This is a genomic window from Streptomyces sp. MB09-02B, from assembly GCF_033794485.1.
GTDB lineage: Bacteria > Actinomycetota > Actinomycetes > Streptomycetales > Streptomycetaceae > Streptomyces.
Map to the genome: position 1 here is coordinate 1 of NZ_JARGEE010000080.1, position 16,094 is coordinate 16,094.

At 71.4% G+C, this 16,094-nt stretch carries 15 protein-coding genes and 1 pseudogene; 12 read left to right on the forward strand and 4 right to left on the reverse strand.

The window, feature by feature from the left end; genetic code table 11:
- On the forward strand, window positions 1–1,786 hold a 1,786-nt coding region (locus P1P70_RS14250), incomplete at its 5' end, for an RICIN domain-containing protein (RefSeq protein ID WP_319237210.1).
- Between the two features lie 147 nt (window positions 1,787–1,933).
- Here P1P70_RS14250 and P1P70_RS14255 read toward each other — a convergent pair.
- Window positions 1,934–2,728 carry a hypothetical protein gene (locus P1P70_RS14255; RefSeq protein WP_319237211.1) on the reverse strand — a complete coding sequence of 265 codons (795 nt, stop codon included), beginning with the start codon at window positions 2,726–2,728 and terminating at the stop codon, window positions 1,934–1,936.
- A 175-nt stretch (window positions 2,729–2,903) separates the two neighbouring features.
- Here P1P70_RS14255 and P1P70_RS14260 point away from each other — a divergent pair, with 175 nt between their 5' ends.
- Entirely contained in the window at window positions 2,904–3,575 is a 672-nt protein-coding gene (locus P1P70_RS14260) for a hypothetical protein (RefSeq protein ID WP_319237212.1), read from the forward strand.
- A gap of 33 nt (window positions 3,576–3,608) precedes the next feature.
- On the opposite strand, the gene P1P70_RS14265 is transcribed toward P1P70_RS14260, so the two are convergent.
- Window positions 3,609–4,622 carry a hypothetical protein gene (locus tag P1P70_RS14265; RefSeq protein WP_319237213.1) on the reverse strand — a complete coding sequence of 338 codons (1,014 nt, stop codon included), beginning with the start codon at window positions 4,620–4,622 and terminating at the stop codon, window positions 3,609–3,611.
- A 390-nt stretch (window positions 4,623–5,012) separates the two neighbouring features.
- On the opposite strand from P1P70_RS14265, the gene P1P70_RS14270 reads away from it, so the two are divergent.
- Window positions 5,013–6,554 carry an AMP-binding protein gene (locus tag P1P70_RS14270; protein ID WP_319237214.1) on the forward strand — a complete coding sequence of 514 codons (1,542 nt, stop codon included), beginning with the start codon at window positions 5,013–5,015 and terminating at the stop codon, window positions 6,552–6,554.
- 227 nt (window positions 6,555–6,781) lie between these two features.
- A complete protein-coding gene (locus P1P70_RS14275; protein WP_319237215.1) occupies window positions 6,782–7,720 on the forward strand; it encodes an ADP-ribosylglycohydrolase family protein in 939 nt (312 codons plus the stop codon).
- A gap of 70 nt (window positions 7,721–7,790) precedes the next feature.
- On the opposite strand, the gene P1P70_RS14280 is transcribed toward P1P70_RS14275, so the two are convergent.
- Both P1P70_RS14280 and P1P70_RS14285 read right to left on the reverse strand, forming a co-directional pair.
- On the reverse strand, window positions 7,791–8,252 hold the full coding sequence (locus tag P1P70_RS14280) for a pyridoxamine 5'-phosphate oxidase family protein (protein WP_319237216.1): 462 nt from the start codon (window positions 8,250–8,252) through the stop codon (window positions 7,791–7,793).
- Between the two features lie 75 nt (window positions 8,253–8,327).
- The gene (locus tag P1P70_RS14285; RefSeq protein WP_319237217.1) at window positions 8,328–9,560 is read right to left on the reverse strand and encodes an MFS transporter; all 1,233 of its coding nucleotides are present in this window, start codon (window positions 9,558–9,560) and stop codon (window positions 8,328–8,330) included.
- Between the two features lie 95 nt (window positions 9,561–9,655).
- Between P1P70_RS14285 and P1P70_RS14290 the strand changes: the two genes are divergently transcribed.
- From P1P70_RS14290 to P1P70_RS14325, 8 genes and pseudogenes are all read left to right on the forward strand, one after another.
- A complete protein-coding gene (locus tag P1P70_RS14290) occupies window positions 9,656–10,621 on the forward strand; it encodes a D-2-hydroxyacid dehydrogenase family protein (RefSeq protein ID WP_319237218.1) in 966 nt (321 codons plus the stop codon).
- 18 nt (window positions 10,622–10,639) lie between these two features.
- Window positions 10,640–10,726, forward strand: a pseudogene (locus tag P1P70_RS14295) (aminopeptidase); the annotation flags it as partial.
- 119 nt (window positions 10,727–10,845) lie between these two features.
- Window positions 10,846–11,295 (forward strand): spore-associated protein, encoded by a 450-nt coding sequence (locus P1P70_RS14300; protein WP_319237219.1) that lies wholly within the window; start codon window positions 10,846–10,848, stop codon window positions 11,293–11,295.
- Between the two features lie 272 nt (window positions 11,296–11,567).
- On the forward strand, window positions 11,568–12,185 hold the full coding sequence (locus tag P1P70_RS14305) for a TOPRIM nucleotidyl transferase/hydrolase domain-containing protein (RefSeq protein WP_319237220.1): 618 nt from the start codon (window positions 11,568–11,570) through the stop codon (window positions 12,183–12,185).
- Between the two features lie 118 nt (window positions 12,186–12,303).
- Entirely contained in the window at window positions 12,304–12,618 is a 315-nt protein-coding gene (locus tag P1P70_RS14310; protein ID WP_319237221.1) for a DUF6400 family protein, read from the forward strand.
- Window positions 12,605–12,862, forward strand: coding sequence for a hypothetical protein (locus P1P70_RS14315; protein ID WP_045555496.1), 258 nt, complete (start codon window positions 12,605–12,607; stop codon window positions 12,860–12,862). The genes P1P70_RS14310 and P1P70_RS14315 overlap by 14 nt, the downstream gene beginning before the upstream one ends.
- A 184-nt stretch (window positions 12,863–13,046) precedes the next feature.
- Complete coding sequence (locus P1P70_RS14320) at window positions 13,047–14,882, forward strand: enoyl-CoA hydratase-related protein (protein ID WP_319237222.1); 1,836 nt, start codon at window positions 13,047–13,049, stop codon at window positions 14,880–14,882.
- 64 nt (window positions 14,883–14,946) lie between these two features.
- Window positions 14,947–16,035 (forward strand): hydrogenase expression protein HypE, encoded by a 1,089-nt coding sequence (locus P1P70_RS14325; protein ID WP_319237223.1) that lies wholly within the window; start codon window positions 14,947–14,949, stop codon window positions 16,033–16,035.
- Window positions 16,036–16,094: the final 59 nt, after the last annotated feature.

Sequence of the window (16,094 nt, forward strand, 5' to 3'; positions counted from 1 at the left end):
GGACATGCCGGTCTTCCCGATCTACCGCTCCACCGACAACGGCGCCTCCTGGACGAAGATCTCCGAGGTCGCCGACACCCAGAACGGCTGGGGCATGCGTTGGCAGCCCGAACTGTTCGAACTCCCCAAGGCCATGGGCGGCTTCCCCGCCGGAACCATCCTCGCCGCCGGTGACTCGGTGCCGTACGACCGCTGGGGAGGCAGCAAGATAGACCTGTACGCCAGCACCGACCGCGGACAGAGCTGGACCTTCATCACCAACATCGCCACCGGCGGACCGGCGTTCTCCACCAACGGTTACACCCCCGTCTGGGAGCCGTACTTCGTGCTCTCCGGCGACCGGCTCATCGTCTACTACTCCGACCAGCGCGACACCGCGCACGGCCAGGAGGTCGTGCACCAGGTCTCCACGGACCTGCGCACCTGGGGCCCGGTCGTGGACGACGTGTCGATGCCCACCTACGCGGACCGACCCGGCATGCCGGTCGTCACCCGCCTCCCCAACGGCAACTACGTGATGAGCTACGAGTACTGCAACGCCCCCGAGGGCAGGTGCTCCGTCTACTACAAGATCTCCGCCGACCCGGAGGGCTTCGGCTCCGTCACCGGCCGGGTGCTGCGGTCGACCGACGGCGTCATCCCCAGCGGGGCTCCCTTCATCACCTGGCTGCCCACCGGCGGTCCGAACGGCACCCTCGTCCTCAGCGGCGAGAGCCAGGACGACCTGTTCGTCAACACGGAGAACGGCGCCGCGAACGCCTGGACCCGGATGCGCTCCAATGTCGCCGGCGGCTACAGCCGGGGCATGTTCCCGCTGGCCGACGGCCACAGCCTGATGGTGCTCAGCGGGGGCCGCGCGCGGAGCACCGGCGTCAACCCGGTCACCTACAGCGTCGTCGACCTGGGCGGCGGCATCTCCGACGGAGCCACCTACACCCTCTCCAACGCCAACAGCGACCTGAGGCTCACCATCGCCGGCGGCTCCACCACCAACGGCACCGGCGCGACCCAGCAGACCGCCACCAGCGCCACGGACCAGCAGTGGCACTTCGTCCAGCAGTCCTCCGGCTACTTCAAGATCTTCAACGTGGCCAGCGGCAAGGTCCTGGGCGTGCAGAACCAGTCCTCGGCCGACGGCGCCAGGATCCTGCAGTGGGACGACAACGGCACCCTCGACCACGAATGGGCCGTCTCCCCGCACCGGGCCGGCGGCTACACGATCACCAACCGCGTGACCGGCAAGTACCTGGAGATCCCGAACGCCTTGACCACCACCGGCACCAACGCCGTCCAGTGGAGCGGCACGAGCTGCGACTGCCAGCGCTGGGACTTCACGCAGACCGCGCTGCCACCGCTGGGCACCGGGCAGTACGTCCTGGTCAACAAGAACAGCGGCAAGTACGTCGACATCCCGCAGGGCTCCACCACCGCCGGCACCGTGGCCAACCAGTGGCAGAACTCCGCCTGTTCCTGCCAGCTGTTCACCTTCCAGTCCGCCGGCGGCGGAGCCTGGACCCTCAGGAACGTCAACAGCAGTCTCAACCTGGACATCCGCGGCGGCTCCACCACCGCCGGAGCCGCCGTCGTCCAGAACACCCCCTCCGGCGCCGACTCACAGAAATGGACCCTCGTCGAGGCCGGCGACGGCTACTACGAACTCAGGAACGTGGGCAGCGGACTCCACGCCGGAGTCGCCCAGTCCGCCACGAGCAACGGCGCCGCCGTCGTCCAGTGGAACGACGTGAACCTCGACGACCAGCTCTGGAGGATCGTCCGCGTCAACTGAGGGTCGGGCCGCTCCTCGGCAACGGCCGGCGAGTGGACCAGGGCCTCCCGACGATCACCGGTGCGCGTCCCGGCACCGACCGGTCGCCGGGAGGCCCGAGAGGTGGGCCGCGAGCTCCGGGGCAGCCTCGTCAGCGAGGTCCCGACCTCAGTCGGTCGCCGACGCGGGCTCGGAGGAGGACTGCGGCGGGGCGGTCGGCTCCGGTGCGTCGGGACCGGTGTAGTACACGGAGGAGCCCTGCTTGACGCGCTGGGCGTTGCTCTTGGCGACGAGTCCTTCGAGGGTGGTGCGCACGACGTTCGTCTGGATCCGGCGGTCGGGGTGGGCCTGGGTGAGCGCGGCGGCGACCTCGGCCGCGGAGCGCGGTTCGCTCTGTTCGGTCAGGTGGCGGCGGATGAGCTCGACGAGCGTGGGCTGCGCCTTCTCGGCGGCCGGGGTCTTGGCGGTGGCCGTCTTGGCGGGCGCGCTCTTGCCACTCCCGGACTTGGCCGTCGTGGTCTTCGTGGTCTTGGCGGCGGCCGCCGTTGTGTCCTTCGTGGTCTTCGTGGCCGTCGCGCTCGCCGTCTTCGCGGTCGCTGCCTTCGGGACGCTGGTCTTGGTGGCGGTCGACTTCCTCGTGCGCTTGCCGTCCTGCGAGGGCTCGTCCTTCTTCGCTCGGGTGCGCTTGCCGGCTGCCGGGGTGGGGGCGGTCTTCTGCCGGGGCACGGAGGGCGTCGCGACCTCCTCGGCCACGGGAGCGGGCTCGGACGCCACGACGCCGAGCGCCTGCCGCATGTTCACCAGCACGGCGTGGTCATGCCGCAGACTCAGCAGTTGCTCCTGCAGAGCGTCGATCTCCCCGATGAGACGCTCCTGTTCCTTGGCGTTGCGCTCGAGGTCGGCGGCGACCTGGGCGGTGTACTGCGTCTTGAGGTCGGTCGACCCCGACGGAGACTCGGTCATGGTGATTCCCTTCCCGACAACGAACGTGATGTGTGCGGATGGTACTCACCGATGCGCCTCCACGACCCGTGCCTCCGCAGTTGTTCCCACGGAGAGGTGGCTTCTGCCCGGCGGGCGAATCCCGGTTGCCGCGGTGGCGTACCGCCCGCGATCCTGAGGCGATGAGGCATTCCGCATGCGGCTGAGGCTGCGCCAGTTCAGGCCCAGGACCGGGCCCCACGAGCATCGTGTCGTCCAGCCACGACAGACCCTGCGTCACACCTCGCTGCGCGCACCGGAGCCCATCGGACTCCTGCTCGGCGACCACGACGGGCTGAACCGGCTGGCGGGTCTGTTCTCCTTCGCCGCCTACTCCCGGCACACGATCGTCCATGTGCCGCTGCGCGACGGTCTCCCCCCGGACGAGGGTGTCGGCGAGCGCGTGGACCTCGTCCTGGCCCACCACACGCTCGGCCTGCGCCCGGACAAATGGCCCGAGCTGCGGCGCAAACTCGTCAACGGCACGCCGCTGACCGCCCGCACCGACGAGGCACGCACCCTGCGGGACGCCGGATCCTGGAGCGCACGCTGTGAACGGGCCGACTTCCGCGACGAGTTGCGACACGCCACCCACGCGAGGACGTTCTTCCTCTTCGGCAGCCGTGACGTCTTCGCCAGGACCGCCACGTACTTCGCCCACGCGGCGGGCTGGGGCCCTCACCAGAAGGGCGTGTCCAAGGGCCACTCCTCACTGATGGCGGCGCTCCCGACACTGGCCCAACCACCCGGCGGCGGCCACCCGCTCGAAGTACTGATCTGCTTCAAACCGTATCCGCCCTACACCCACTTCAAGCGGCCGGGACACTGACCGACAGGCACCACGACATGGCGGGCGCCCCCCTCAGTCCCCGAGGCGTTCGCTGTAGGCCTCGGTCGGCGGATACGGAGCGGGGCGTGTCATGCCCACCGACCAGAACGTCCTGGTGCCCGGAACGGACGTCACGTCATTGAGGTACGGCGCCGGAGCCGGGCCCGCGGGGCCCCGGGCGAGGACCCAGGCGTCGCCGTCCCGGCGCAGATACGTACTGCGGTTCTGGTCCGAGAAGTTCCAGCCCGATATCCATGCGGCGCGCCCCCGCCTGTCGCCGGCTATCCCGCTGAGCGATCCGAGGGTGAAGCCGGCTTCCAGCCGGGTCCAGGCCGTGCCGTCCCAGTGGCTCAGGGCGGGGTTGCCGGGGCGGCCGATCGGTCCGCCGACACCGGCCTCGGTGCCCACGGCCCATACGTCGTCCGGACCGGCGGAGTGCACGTCGGCGATGCCGAGCCGGAGGCCCGCGATCGGGGGCAGCGCCGTCCACGCACCGTTCCAGCGGGCCACCAGGCCGGACCAGCCACCGCCGTTGGACTGGTCCCCGCAGACCCACACTTCGCCCGGCCGACGCACGACGACCCGGTAGAGGTTCACGCTCGCGACGGGCAGCGGGTCCAGCCAGCGCCACCTCCGCCCGTCCCCGAGCAGCAGCCGGGCGGCGCCGTCCCGCACGCCGCAGACCCACACGCGCCGGTCGCGGCCGACCGCCACCGCGCTGATCCGGACATCCGGCTCACCCCTGCCGGGGAAGTCGGCCTCGCGCCAGGTGGCCCCGTCCCAGCGCAGGAGGGGGCTGGCGTCGCCGGTGGGGTGGCCCACGGCCCACGCCGCGGACGAGCGGACACCGGCGACGTCGACGATCCTCGTGTGCGCGAGGTGCGACAGGTCGGCCTTCGACCAGGCACTGCCGTTCCACACCATGGCCAGGGCCCGTTGCTGGGCCTGCGCGACCAGGTTCTCCTCGCCCACGGCCCAGGCCAGTCGCGGCCCGGCGGCGGCGATCCGCCGAAGCTGCGCGGCGGGAACGCTGCCGGGTGCCGGCACGGCCTGCCAGTCAGGCGGACGGGGTGTCGGGGGCGCCGGCACACCGGCGCGGGACGCGGCCCCGCCGAGTGCCGTTCCCGAGAGGGCACCGATGGTCCCTGCCACAAATCGCCTACGTCTCACTGCGGGATCCCTCCAGGCGGATCGGGCGGACAGGAGGAACCACCGTGAACCAGCGCACCCCAGAGTTCTAGCCACCCACGTGACAAATCGCGCGGACCCGCTTACCCGATCGGGTGACCCACCAGTGGCGTAGGCGCTCAGTGGGGGAGTAACAACTCCTACGAGGCACGAGGTACATGGCACGAGACACCACGAAACAGATGGCACGAGACACAGGGCACGAGGCGTGGCGTACGCGGCGTGCGGACCGGGCGAGTGGGGAGACAGATGCGTGTTCCGATGACGGTGGCCGACTTCCTGGACCGGGCGGAGTCGGGGTTCGCCGACAGCCCCGGCGTGATCGACGAACCGAGTCAGCCCACGGCGCCGGTCGCGCCGTCGACGTACGGACGACTGGGTGAGCGGGTGCGGGCCTGGCAGGCGGGACTGGACGCGCTCGGGGTGGGGGAGGGCGAGCGGGTGGCGGTGGTCAGCCACAACTCGGCCCGTCTGCTGGAGTTGCTGTTCGCGGTGCCGATGAGCGGGCGGATCTGTGTGCCCGTCAACTTCCGTCTGAAGGCCGAGGAGATCGAGTACGTGGTGCGCCAGAGCGGTGCCTCGGTGCTGCTGGTCGATCCCGAGCTGCGGGACACGGTCGCCGACGTCGAGGTGGCGCACCGGTTCACCCTGGGGGAGCGGACGGACACCGAGCTGATGCGGTTCGGGGTGGAGCCGCGGCCCTGGTCGAACCCGGACGAGGACGCCACCGCGACGATCAACTACACCTCCGGAACGACCGCGCGCCCCAAGGGAGTTCAGCTCACGCACCGCAACATCTGGGTGAACGGACTGACCTTCGGGCTGCACACACGGGCGTGGGAGCGGGACGTGTACCTGCACACGTTGCCGATGTTCCACTGCAACGGGTGGGGGATGCCGTTCGTGATGGCCGGGCTCGGCGCCAAACAGGTGGTGCTGCGCAAGGTCGACGGCGCCGAGATCCTGCGCCGGGTGGACGAGCACGGGGTGACGCTGATGTGCGGCGCGCCGGCGGTGTGGAACGCGGTCCTCGACGCGGCGGCCGGCTGGGACGGGCCGGTGCCGGGGCACGACCGGGTGCGGATCGTGTGTGCGGGAGCACCGCCGCCGAGCCGGATGATCCAGCGGGTGGAGGAGGAACTGGGCTGGGAGTTCACCCAGATCTACGGCCTGACGGAGACCTCACCTCTGCTGACGTTCAACCGGGCACGGCCCGGTGACGATGCCCTGCGGGGCGAGGAGCGGGCGCGCAAGCTGTCGCGGGCGGGTCTCCCGGCGCTCGGTGTGAAACTCGAAGTGGCGGACTCCGGTGAGGTGTTGGCGCGCTCGAACGTGGTCCTCGACGGCTACTGGGAGAAGCCCGAGGAGACCGCCGACGCGCTGGCGGACGGCTGGTTCCACACGGGTGACGGTGGGACCCTGGACCCCGTCGACGGGCATCTGACGATCTCGGACCGGAAGAAGGACGTCATCATCACCGGCGGCGAGAACGTGTCGTCGATCGAGGTGGAGGACACGATCTTCAGCCACCCCGGGGTCGCCGAGGTCGCGGTCATCGGGGTGCCGGACACCAGGTGGGGCGAGACGGTCAAGGCGCTGGTCGTACGGGCCCGGGGAGCGGCCGTGAGCGAGTCCGAGATCATCGCGTACTGCAAGGAGCGGCTCGCCGGGTACAAGGCCCCGACGAGTGTGGAGTTCCGGGAGGTCATCCCCCGGACGGCGACCGGGAAGGTCCAGAAGTTCAAACTGCGGGAGCCGTACTGGGCCGGGCAGGCCCGGGAGGTCAACTGATCGGTCGCCGGTCGCCGGTCGCCGGTCGCCGGTCGCCGGTGCGGTCGGGCAGCGCTGCCGTGGGGTACGTCGGGCGCGGGCCGCCACCCCGAGGCCGGCGAACTCCACGTCTCCTACGACGTTTTGGAGAGCCGGCGAACCCGCCCACGACGCGGAAACGCGCTCGCTAGTTCACCGTCCGCCGACGACAATGCTCTGATCACCCCACCGTTCACAGGAGCGTTCCGATGACCAGCCCGCACCACGCCCGCGCCAGCCTGGACGGCCTTGTGCTGGGTGACGCCTTCGGCGACAGCTGGTTCACGCGCTCCGACGACAACGCCGAGGAGCTGTGGGCCGCACGGGCGCCGCGTCCGGCACCCTGGTTGTGGACGGACGACTCCGCCATGGCCTTCGTCCTGTTCGCCCACCTGACGACCCACGGCGAGATCCGCCCGGACGCCCTGGCGGAGGAGTTCGCCGCCGAGTACGACCGGGACCCGGGGCGCAAGTACGGGCCGTCGATGCACGGTGTGCTCCGGGGCATCCGCGAGGGCGGTGACTGGCGGGCCGTCACCACGGCGCGGTTCGGCGGGCAGGGCTCCTACGGAAACGGCGCCGCGATGCGCGTCGCGCCCCTCGGCGCGTGGTTCCGCGACGACCTGCCGACCGCTCGCGACCAGGCCACGCTGTCCGCGCTGACCACGCACGCGCATCCCGAGGCCGTGGCGGGCGCCGTCGCCGTGGCGGTCGCGGCGGCACTGGCGGCTTCCATCGAGGGCCAGGACGCCCCGCCGCGCCCGGAGTTCCTGCGGATGGTCGCCGACCACGTGCCGGACAGCGACGTCCGCTCCCGCCTCCTGGTGGCCGCCGCCCTCTCCGGCCGTACGTCGGTCCGCCACGCGGCGACCGTACTGGGCTCCGGGACACTGATCTCGGCCCCGGACACGGTCCCGTTCGCCCTGTGGTCCGCCGTGGGCCGGCTGGACGACCTGGCCGAGGCCCTGTGGCAGACGGTCGCCGGGTGGGGCGACCGCGACACCACCTGTGCGATAGCGGGCGGCGTCGTCGCGGCCCGCACCGGCACGTCCGCCGTCCCGACGTCGTGGCACGAGTCCCGCGAGCCCATCCCGACCTGGAGCCGCTGGGCTCCCCCGGCGGCGGTGACGCCACGGTCCCGCCCGTGACCGATGCCGCCCGTCGCACGGCCTCGGACGACGATGCGCTCCAGGCCGGACGGGGTGGCGCCGACGGCCGTCATGCCAGCCACTTCCCGTCGCGCATGACGACTCTCCCGCGAAGCTCCGGCTCGCCGCGCCAAGCACGCACGGTCAGGGGGACCACGCGTACGTACACGAAGGACGTCTCTTCCGCGCGCGGGTCCCACCCGAACTTGTCGGCGAAGGCCCGCGCCGCGGCTCCCGGCACCTCCTGGTCGGGGAAGCACTCCGCCTCGCCCTGGAGCAGCACCACGTCGAAGGTGTCCGGCAGCGACAGGCGCACACGCGGCTCCTCGCGCACGTTCCGCACGGTCACGGAAGCGGCGCCGGTGCACATCCACACCGCTCGCCCGTCCCACGCGAACCACAGTGGCACCTGGTGCGGCCCGTGTTCGGGGTGAGCCGTCGACACCCATACGTCCCGCTCGGTGACGAGCCGCTCCAGTACGCCGCGCACACGTTCCGCGGTCGGGCGGCGAACGACTCCCGTGGTCTCCATGAGGACCGACCCTAGCCATGCGGAGACGAAGCGCGCCTGAGGCGCAGGACCTCCTCCCAGCGACCGACGAACCCCTCAGCCCGGGCCCGACTCCGATACCGGGGCCGGCTCCCGGTCCGATTCCGGAGCCGGTACCGGACGTCGCATCAGATACACGCCCGCCGTCGACACCAGCACCGCCATGCACGCGATGAACACGAGCCCGGCGCCTTCCAGACCCATCGGCTCCGTCAGGAGCCCCACACCGATCACCGGCACCGAGATGCCCGTGTAGGCCACCACGAACAGCGTCGAGATCACGGCCGCCCGCCGGTCCGGCGCCGACGCGGCGGCCACGGCGGACAGCGCCGCACGAAACGCCAGCCCCTGCGCGGCCCCTCCCACGACGGCGCTCAGCACCACCAGCGCCAGGAGATCCCAGTGCAACGCACCCGCCAGCAGCGCCAGCCCGGCCAGCAGCCCGGCGCAGCCCAGCGGCAGCGACCGCCGCACGCCCACCCGGCCGACGGCCAACTGCCCGGCCGTGGAGGCGAAGAAGGCCAGCGCGACGACCAGCCCGCTCACCGCGTGGTCGCGCACGCCCAGGGACTGGGCGAGGAAGGCCGGGCTGACCGAGGTGAAGACCCCGAACAGCGCGAACCCGACGAAGGAGGCGGCCGCCGCGGGCCCGAAGACCACCCGCACCGAAGGCGGCAGGCTCGGCCGCCGCGGTCGTACGGTGTTCAGCGGCCGACGCTCCCGCACGGTTTCCGGAAGCCGGAGCAGCACGGCCACCGAGCAGGCCACCAGGGCGAGGTGGACGACGAAGGGCAGATACAGCGGCCACTCGGCGTACTGCGCGAGCACCCCGGCGAGCAGCGGACCGCAGCCGAGCCCGCCCATGTTCGCGGCGGTCGCCACGAAGGTCGCCCGCGAGGACCCGCCACGCGGTGCCAGTTCCATCACGTACGCCGTGGCGGCCCCGGTGAACAGACCGGCGGACAACCCCGACAGCAGCCGCCCGGCGTACAGCCAGCCCAGCGCGGTGGCGCACAGGAAGCAGACGGCGCTCGCCGCCGCGAATCCCAGGCCCCACAACAGCACCGGGCGCCTGCCCACGGCGTCCGAGACGTTCCCCGCCAGCAGCAGAACGCCGATGACCCCGAAGGCGTAGACGGCGTAGACCACCGTGACCGTGAGTTCGGAGAAACCGAACTTCTCCTGGTAGAGGCCGTAGAGCGGGGTCGGCAGCGTCGTGCCGGCCATGCACACGGCGAACACCGCGCCGCCGAGCGTGCACCGGCGCCAGCGCCCAGGATCACCGTCCATACCGCCGAAGGTAACCCCGCCCTCCGAGGCACGCGCCCCGACGACAGCCCGCACCCGCACCCGAGACGCGGACCTGCGAAAGGCAGACTGTCCGCATGACCCTCCACTGCACCGTGCTGGACGACTACCAGGGCGCCGCCCTGTCCCTGGCGGACTGGAGCCCCCTGGCCGGCCAGGTCGAGGTGCGCGCGCTCCGCGAGCACATCACCGACCGGGACCGGCTCGTGGCCGAGCTCGCCGACTGCGAGATCGTCGTGGCCATGCGGGAGCGCACCCCTTTCGACGCCGACCTCCTGCGTCGACTGCCCCGGCTGCGCCTGCTGATCACCACGGGCATGCGCAACGCCTCCATCGACCTCGCGGCGGCCCGGGCCCGGGGTGTGACCGTCTGCGGGACGGCGAGCAGTCCCACTCCGCCCGTCGAACTGACCTGGGCGCTCCTCCTCGGCCTCGCCCGGCAGGTCACCGTCGAGAGCCGGGCCCTGCGCGAGGGCGGCCCCTGGCAGTCCACCGTCGGTCAGGACCTGCACGGCCGCACACTCGGCCTGCTCGGACTCGGCAAGATCGGCAGCCGGGTGGCCCGCGTCGCCACCGCCTTCGGCATGGAGGTCCTGGCCTGGAGCGCGAACCTCACCGCCGAGCGAGCGGCGGAGTCGGGCGCTCGACTCGCCGCGGACAGGAAGGACCTCCTCGGCCGCAGCGACTTCGTCTCCGTCCACCTCGTCCTGTCCGACCGCACCCGGGGCCTGCTGGGCGAGCCGGAACTGCGCGCCATGCGCCCGCACGCCCACCTCGTCAACACCTCCCGCGCCGCCATCGTCGACCGGACGGCACTGCTGCGCGCCCTGCGCGAAGGCTGGATCGCCGGCGCGGGCCTCGACGTCTTCGACAGCGAACCCCTCCCCGCGGACGACCCGTTCCGCACCCTCCCCAACGTCCTCGCCACCCCGCACCTCGGCTACGTCACCGAGCGCAACTACCGCACCTTCTACTCGGAAGCGGTGGAGGACATCACCGCGTTCCTCGCCGGTGCCCCCGTCCGACAGCTGGCGGGCGGGTAACCGCCGGCCCACGGCGATGCCGGGCGCCGCTGCCACTGGATCCTGGCGGTCCATCTCATCGACCGCGCACGCGGGTTCGGCGGTTTTCGCGAGGAATTGCTCACCTCTGACCAGGCCTTTCGTCCCTTTCGTGAACCTGCGTGGCAGACCGGGGCAACCATCCGTGCCACTCGCGGGTCACATCCAGTGAGAGCAAAGCGCTCTCATGGCTACAAGGGGGAAATATGCGAAAGGCACGCAATGTCGTGACGTTGGGGGCGTTAGCCGCTCTGGCGGTGGGCGCCTCGACCGCGTTCGCCACGACGGCCTCCGCCGCGCCCAACGTCACCCCGCAGGGTGTCTGCGGCAAGGCCTACAAGACAGTGAACTCGGCGCCCGTCGGTTCGCTGGGCACCGTCTACCTGACCTACAACTCCTCGAACGGCGAGAACTGCGTCGCGACCATCCGCAAGAACCCGGGCACGCTCAAGCCCATGTCCACGTGGATCTACGTCCCCGCGACGGACGAGTACGCGGGCGACTCCGACAGCTACTCCTCGTACGCGGGGCCGGCCTACGTCTACGGCAAGGGCTTCTGCGTGAGCTGGGGCGGCAGCATCGACAACGTGTACGTGACGGTGGAGAACTCCAACTGCGGTTCCCTGAAGGAGACGCGGGTCACCGAGATCCGCTGATCCGAGCGCACGACTGACACGACTGACACGGCAGATCGCCTGATCCGGCCGGTCGTCTGATCCGACCGATCAGCTGATCCGCCCGTCACCGAGCCGTGAGTTCCCGAACCGGCCGCCTCTTCTGAGACGCACCTGGCGCGGGAACTCACGGCACATTGTTGAACTCGTTCAAAAAATGATCCGACTCCACGCGGGCCCACGACACCGCACTGATGCCCACGGCGCCGAATATCGCGTGCGGTGGCGTCGGTCGGCGTAGCAGACTCCCAGGCATGGTGGACATGCGCATGTTCCGCGACGAGGTCACCCGCTGGGCGGGCGGAGGCTCCGGCGGGTCGGCAGGGGAACTGGCGGAGTTGCTCGGGGTGCACACGGCCGTCCTGGTGGAAGGGCTGAGCGACCTCGCCGCCGTCGAGACACTGGCCGAGCGGCGGGGCCGGGACCTGGCCGCCGAAGGGGTGTCCGTGCTGTCGATGGGCGGTGCGATGAGCGTCGGCCGCTACGCCTCGCTTCTCGGACCCTCCGGTCTAGGCCTGCGCCTCGTCGGTCTGTGCGACGAGCGCGAGAAGCCGTTCTTCGACCGGGGCCTCGCCCCGGACTCCACCCCGCGCCACGCCGTCTTCGTCTGCTCGGCGGACCTGGAGGACGAGCTGATCCGTGCGCTGGGCCCCGAGCGCGTCGAGCAGATCGTCCACGCCGAGGACGAGTCGCGCCCCTGGCAGACCTTCCTGCAGCAGCCCGCCCAGCACGGCCGCCCCCGGCACCAGCAGCTGCGGCGCTTCATGAGCACCAGGAAGGGCCGCAAGATCCGCTACGGCCGGCTCCTGGTCGAAGCGCTCGCCCCCGAGCAGGTACCCGCCCCCTTGGACGACCTCTTCGCCCGCCTGTGAGACCGGGGAACACCGCGCCCCGGGGACCGGTCCGATGCCGCCGGCACGCCCCGGACCTGCTGTGACTTCGCCCACCTGCCCTTGCCCGGGCAGACGGCGCTTACCTACGTTCGGTCGCATGTCCTCCCATGACCGCGCCCTGCCCGGCGAACCGGACGAGCCCGAGGCGACGAACGCCGCCGCCGCGGACCGCCCTGACGCCTCCCCGACGGTCGATCTGGACATCGACCTGACCTCGCACGAGATGCTCCGGCGCGCCCACGTCCTGGAGGCCCTCGGCGCCGACTGGGACCCCGTCGCGGCTCTGCGCGACGAGCAGGCGGCGTACCGACTGCTCTACTCCGGCCTCGACGCCGAGCAGCGGCGGATCCACGCCGAACTGGTCGCGGCCGGTGTGCTGCCGGGGGAAGGCGGCGGTCATGCTGCCGCTTGACCCGCAGGCCGACATCGGCCGCCGCGCCTGGGTGGCCTGCCCGAGCTGCGCCGACCACCAGGGATGCGGCACCTGCGAGCAGGGCCGCACCTGCTCCGCGCACTGGCGGTATCTGCTGGCCAACGTCGGCAGCCTGCTGCACCTGCAGTGCCCGTCCTGCACCCACATCTGGGCCCACGAGACCCACTTCGGCGCCACCCGCACCCCCTGGGAGCGCATCACCAGCGGCCTGCGACGACGGTGACCGGGTTCCGCCGCTGAGCCGCTGAGCCGGCGGGACGACGCTCCGGCCCGGTGAGGCCGGACGGCGGATGGGCGCCCGCTTTCGGATGACCTGACCGTCTGTCGCCGGGGACGGCGGACAGCCGTGGCCGAGGATCTCGGTCGGCGGTCATCCCTGCCTGCCGTTCGTCCGCCCGGAGGCAGCCGTGCACATCCTGCTCCTAGCCAGCGCGTTCAACAGTCTCACTCAGCGCACCCACGCCGAACTGCGCGACCGGGGTCACACCGTGGCGGTCGAACTGGCCCTGCCCGGCAACCCGTTGCCGGAGGCCGTACGGCGTCACGCGCCGGAGCTCATCGTGTCGCCGATGCTCAGGACGGCGATCCCCGAGGAGGTGTGGTCGGCCCACACCTGTCTCGTCGTCCACCCCGGACCCGTGGGCGACCGGGGACCGTCCTCCCTGGACTGGGCGATCCACGAGGGCGCCGACCGGTGGGGCGTCACCGTCCTCCAGGCCGACGCGGAGATGGACGCAGGCGACGTGTGGGCTTCCGTGCCCTGCCGGGTTCCTCCGGTGGCCAAGAGCGAGCTGTACCGGGGCGAGATCGCCGACGCCGCGATCGAGGCCGTGCTGCTCGCGGTGGAGCGCTTCGCCGACGGCACGTACGTACCTCTGAGGCAGGACCGGACGGACACCGCCGGTGCCTGTGCCGATGCGGATGCCTATGCCGCCGCGGACGTCGGTGCCGCACCGCGACCGAGCCCCCGCACCCGTCCCTACCTCGACCAGAGTGTCCGCCGCATCGACTGGGACGAGGACTCCACCCAGGACGTCCTGCGCAAGCTGCGGGCGGCGGACTCCCAGCCCGGCGTGCTGGACGTGCTGCTCGGCGGGGAGTGGTACCTGCACGGCGGCCACGCCGAGAGTGTGCTGCGCGGGCGGCCGGGGGAGCTGCTGGCCACCCGCGCCGGAGCGATCTGCCGGGCCACCAGGGACGGCGCCGTATGGATCCCCGAACTGCGGCCCCGTCGGGTGCCCGGACAGCCGCCCACCTTCAAGCTGCCCGCCGTACGGGCCCTCGGCGACCGGCTGCCACCGCTGCCCGAGCACGCCCTGCCCCGCCTGCCCGAGAACCCGCACGGGACCTGGTCGGACATCCGCTACCGGGAGGAGGGAAACGTCGGGCACCTCTCGTTCTCCTTCCCCGGCGGCGCCATGAGCACAGATCAGTGCCGCCGCCTCCTGGACGCCTACCGGGAGGCCTGCGCACGGCCCACCACGGTGCTGGTGCTGGGCGGCGAGCGGGACTTCTTCTCCAACGGCATCCACCTGGGCGTCATCGAGGCCGCCGACGACCCCGGCGCCGAATCCTGGGCGAACATCAACGCCATCGACGACCTGGTCGAGGCCGTGCTGACGAGGACCGACCGGCTGGTGGTCTCGGCGGTCGCGGGCAACGCCGCCGCCGGAGGCGTGATGCTCGCCCTGGCCGCCGACGAGGTGTGGTGCCGCTCGGGTGCCGTACTGAACCCGCACTACCGGCTGATGGGCCTGTACGGCTCGGAGTACTGGACCCTCACCCTGCCGCGCCGTGTGGGGGCGGCGACGGCCGAACGGCTCATGGACGAGGCTCTGCCGGTGAGCTCGGCGAGCGCACTCCGGCTCGGGCTCGTCGACCGTCTCGTCGACTGCGGCCCCGACGCCTTCGCGGGGGAGGTCGCCGCCCTGGCCTCAAGGCTGGCCTCCCTCCCGGCGACGGCAGCACGGATCTCCGCGAAAAAGACGGAGCTGGACCGGCTGGAGAGCACGACACCGCCGGCCGGCTTCCGCGAGCGGGAGCTGGCCCTCATGCGCCGGACCTTCGACGACCCGGACGCCCCGTACCACGCGCTGCGCCGGTCCTTCGTCCGCAAGGAACGGCCGTCGCACACCCCGCCGCACCTCGGTACGGCCCGGGTTGCGCGCACCGCCGCTGTGCCCTCCGCCGCCGTCGTCACCGGAACGGCCCCTGCTGCCGTCCCGTCGCGGTCCAACGGCTGATACGAAGAAGAGCGACGGTCGAAATGCAGGCTTTTCATCCCTTACCTCCCCAGGAGGCGGTCCCATGACTGAGGCGACGCCGGGCACGCTCGATGCCGCGGACGCGGGCGGCACACCCGCCGACGAAACCCCCACGATCCACATTCTCTGGATCAACGCGGGCCTGAGCTGCGACGGCGACTCGGTCGCGTTGACGGCGGCCATGCAACCCAGCATCGAGGAGATCGTGCTCGGTGTGCTGCCAGGACTTCCCAAGGTCGCCGTGCACTGGCCGCTGATCGACTTCGAATGCGGCCCCATCGGCGGCTCGGACACGTTCATCGAGTGGTTCTTCAAGGGCGAGCGCGGTGAGATCGACCCGTTCGTGCTGGTCGTCGAAGGCTCCATCCCCAACGAGTCGATCAAGCCCGAGGGCTACTGGTGCGGCTTCGGCGACAACCCGGAGACCGGTCAGCCGATCACCACCAGCGAGTGGATCGACCGGCTCGCCCCCAAGGCCCTCGCGGTCGTCGCCATCGGCACCTGCGCCACCTACGGCGGCATCCACGCCATGGCGGGCAACCCGACCGGCGCCATGGGCGTGCCGGACTATCTCGGCTGGGACTGGAAGTCCCACGCCGGCATCCCCATCGTGTGCGTCCCGGGCTGTCCGATCCAGCCGGACAACTTCTCCGAGACGCTCACCTACCTGCTCTACCAGGCGGCCGGCGCCGCCCCCATGATCCCGCTGGACGACAAGCTGCGCCCCACCTGGCTGTTCGGGGCGACCGTGCACGAGGGCTGCGACCGTGCCGGCTACTACGAGCAGGGCCAGTTCGCGATGTCGTACGACTCGCCGACCTGTCTGGTCAAACTCGGCTGCTGGGGTCCGGTCGTCAAGTGCAACGTGCCCAAGCGCGGCTGGATGAACGGCATCGGCGGCTGCCCCAACGTCGGCGGCATCTGCATCGCCTGCACCATGCCCGGCTTCCCCGACAAGTTCATGCCGTTCATGGACGAACCCCCCGGCGCCAAGGTGTCCAGCGGCGCCAGCGGGGCGTACGGCGCCGTGGTCCGCAAGCTGCGGTCGATCACCGCCAGAACCGTGGACAAGGAGCCCAAGTGGCGCCGTACCGGGGAGAAGATCACCACCGGCTACCGGCCCCCGTGGTGAGCGGTCGAAGCACCCCCTCACCTTCCTCCCCCCAACCTCCCGCGCAATGACGCAACGAA

Bases quoted from the DNA above. Each gene is read 5' to 3' on its own strand.
- P1P70_RS14255 (WP_319237211.1), bottom strand. From the start codon at position 2,728: ATGACCGAGTCTCCGTCGGGGTCGACCGACCTCAAGACGCAGTACACC.
- P1P70_RS14260 (WP_319237212.1), top strand. From the start codon at position 2,904: ATGCGGCTGAGGCTGCGCCAGTTCAGGCCCAGGACCGGGCCCCACGAG.
- P1P70_RS14270 (WP_319237214.1), top strand. From the start codon at position 5,013: ATGCGTGTTCCGATGACGGTGGCCGACTTCCTGGACCGGGCGGAGTCG.
- P1P70_RS14275 (WP_319237215.1), top strand. From the start codon at position 6,782: ATGACCAGCCCGCACCACGCCCGCGCCAGCCTGGACGGCCTTGTGCTG.
- P1P70_RS14280 (WP_319237216.1), bottom strand. From the start codon at position 8,252: ATGGAGACCACGGGAGTCGTTCGCCGCCCGACCGCGGAACGTGTGCGC.
- P1P70_RS14285 (WP_319237217.1), bottom strand. From the start codon at position 9,560: ATGGACGGTGATCCTGGGCGCTGGCGCCGGTGCACGCTCGGCGGCGCG.
- P1P70_RS14290 (WP_319237218.1), top strand. From the start codon at position 9,656: ATGACCCTCCACTGCACCGTGCTGGACGACTACCAGGGCGCCGCCCTG.
- P1P70_RS14300 (WP_319237219.1), top strand. From the start codon at position 10,846: ATGCGAAAGGCACGCAATGTCGTGACGTTGGGGGCGTTAGCCGCTCTG.
- P1P70_RS14305 (WP_319237220.1), top strand. From the start codon at position 11,568: ATGGTGGACATGCGCATGTTCCGCGACGAGGTCACCCGCTGGGCGGGC.
- P1P70_RS14310 (WP_319237221.1), top strand. From the start codon at position 12,304: ATGTCCTCCCATGACCGCGCCCTGCCCGGCGAACCGGACGAGCCCGAG.
- P1P70_RS14315 (WP_045555496.1), top strand. From the start codon at position 12,605: ATGCTGCCGCTTGACCCGCAGGCCGACATCGGCCGCCGCGCCTGGGTG.
- P1P70_RS14325 (WP_319237223.1), top strand. From the start codon at position 14,947: ATGACTGAGGCGACGCCGGGCACGCTCGATGCCGCGGACGCGGGCGGC.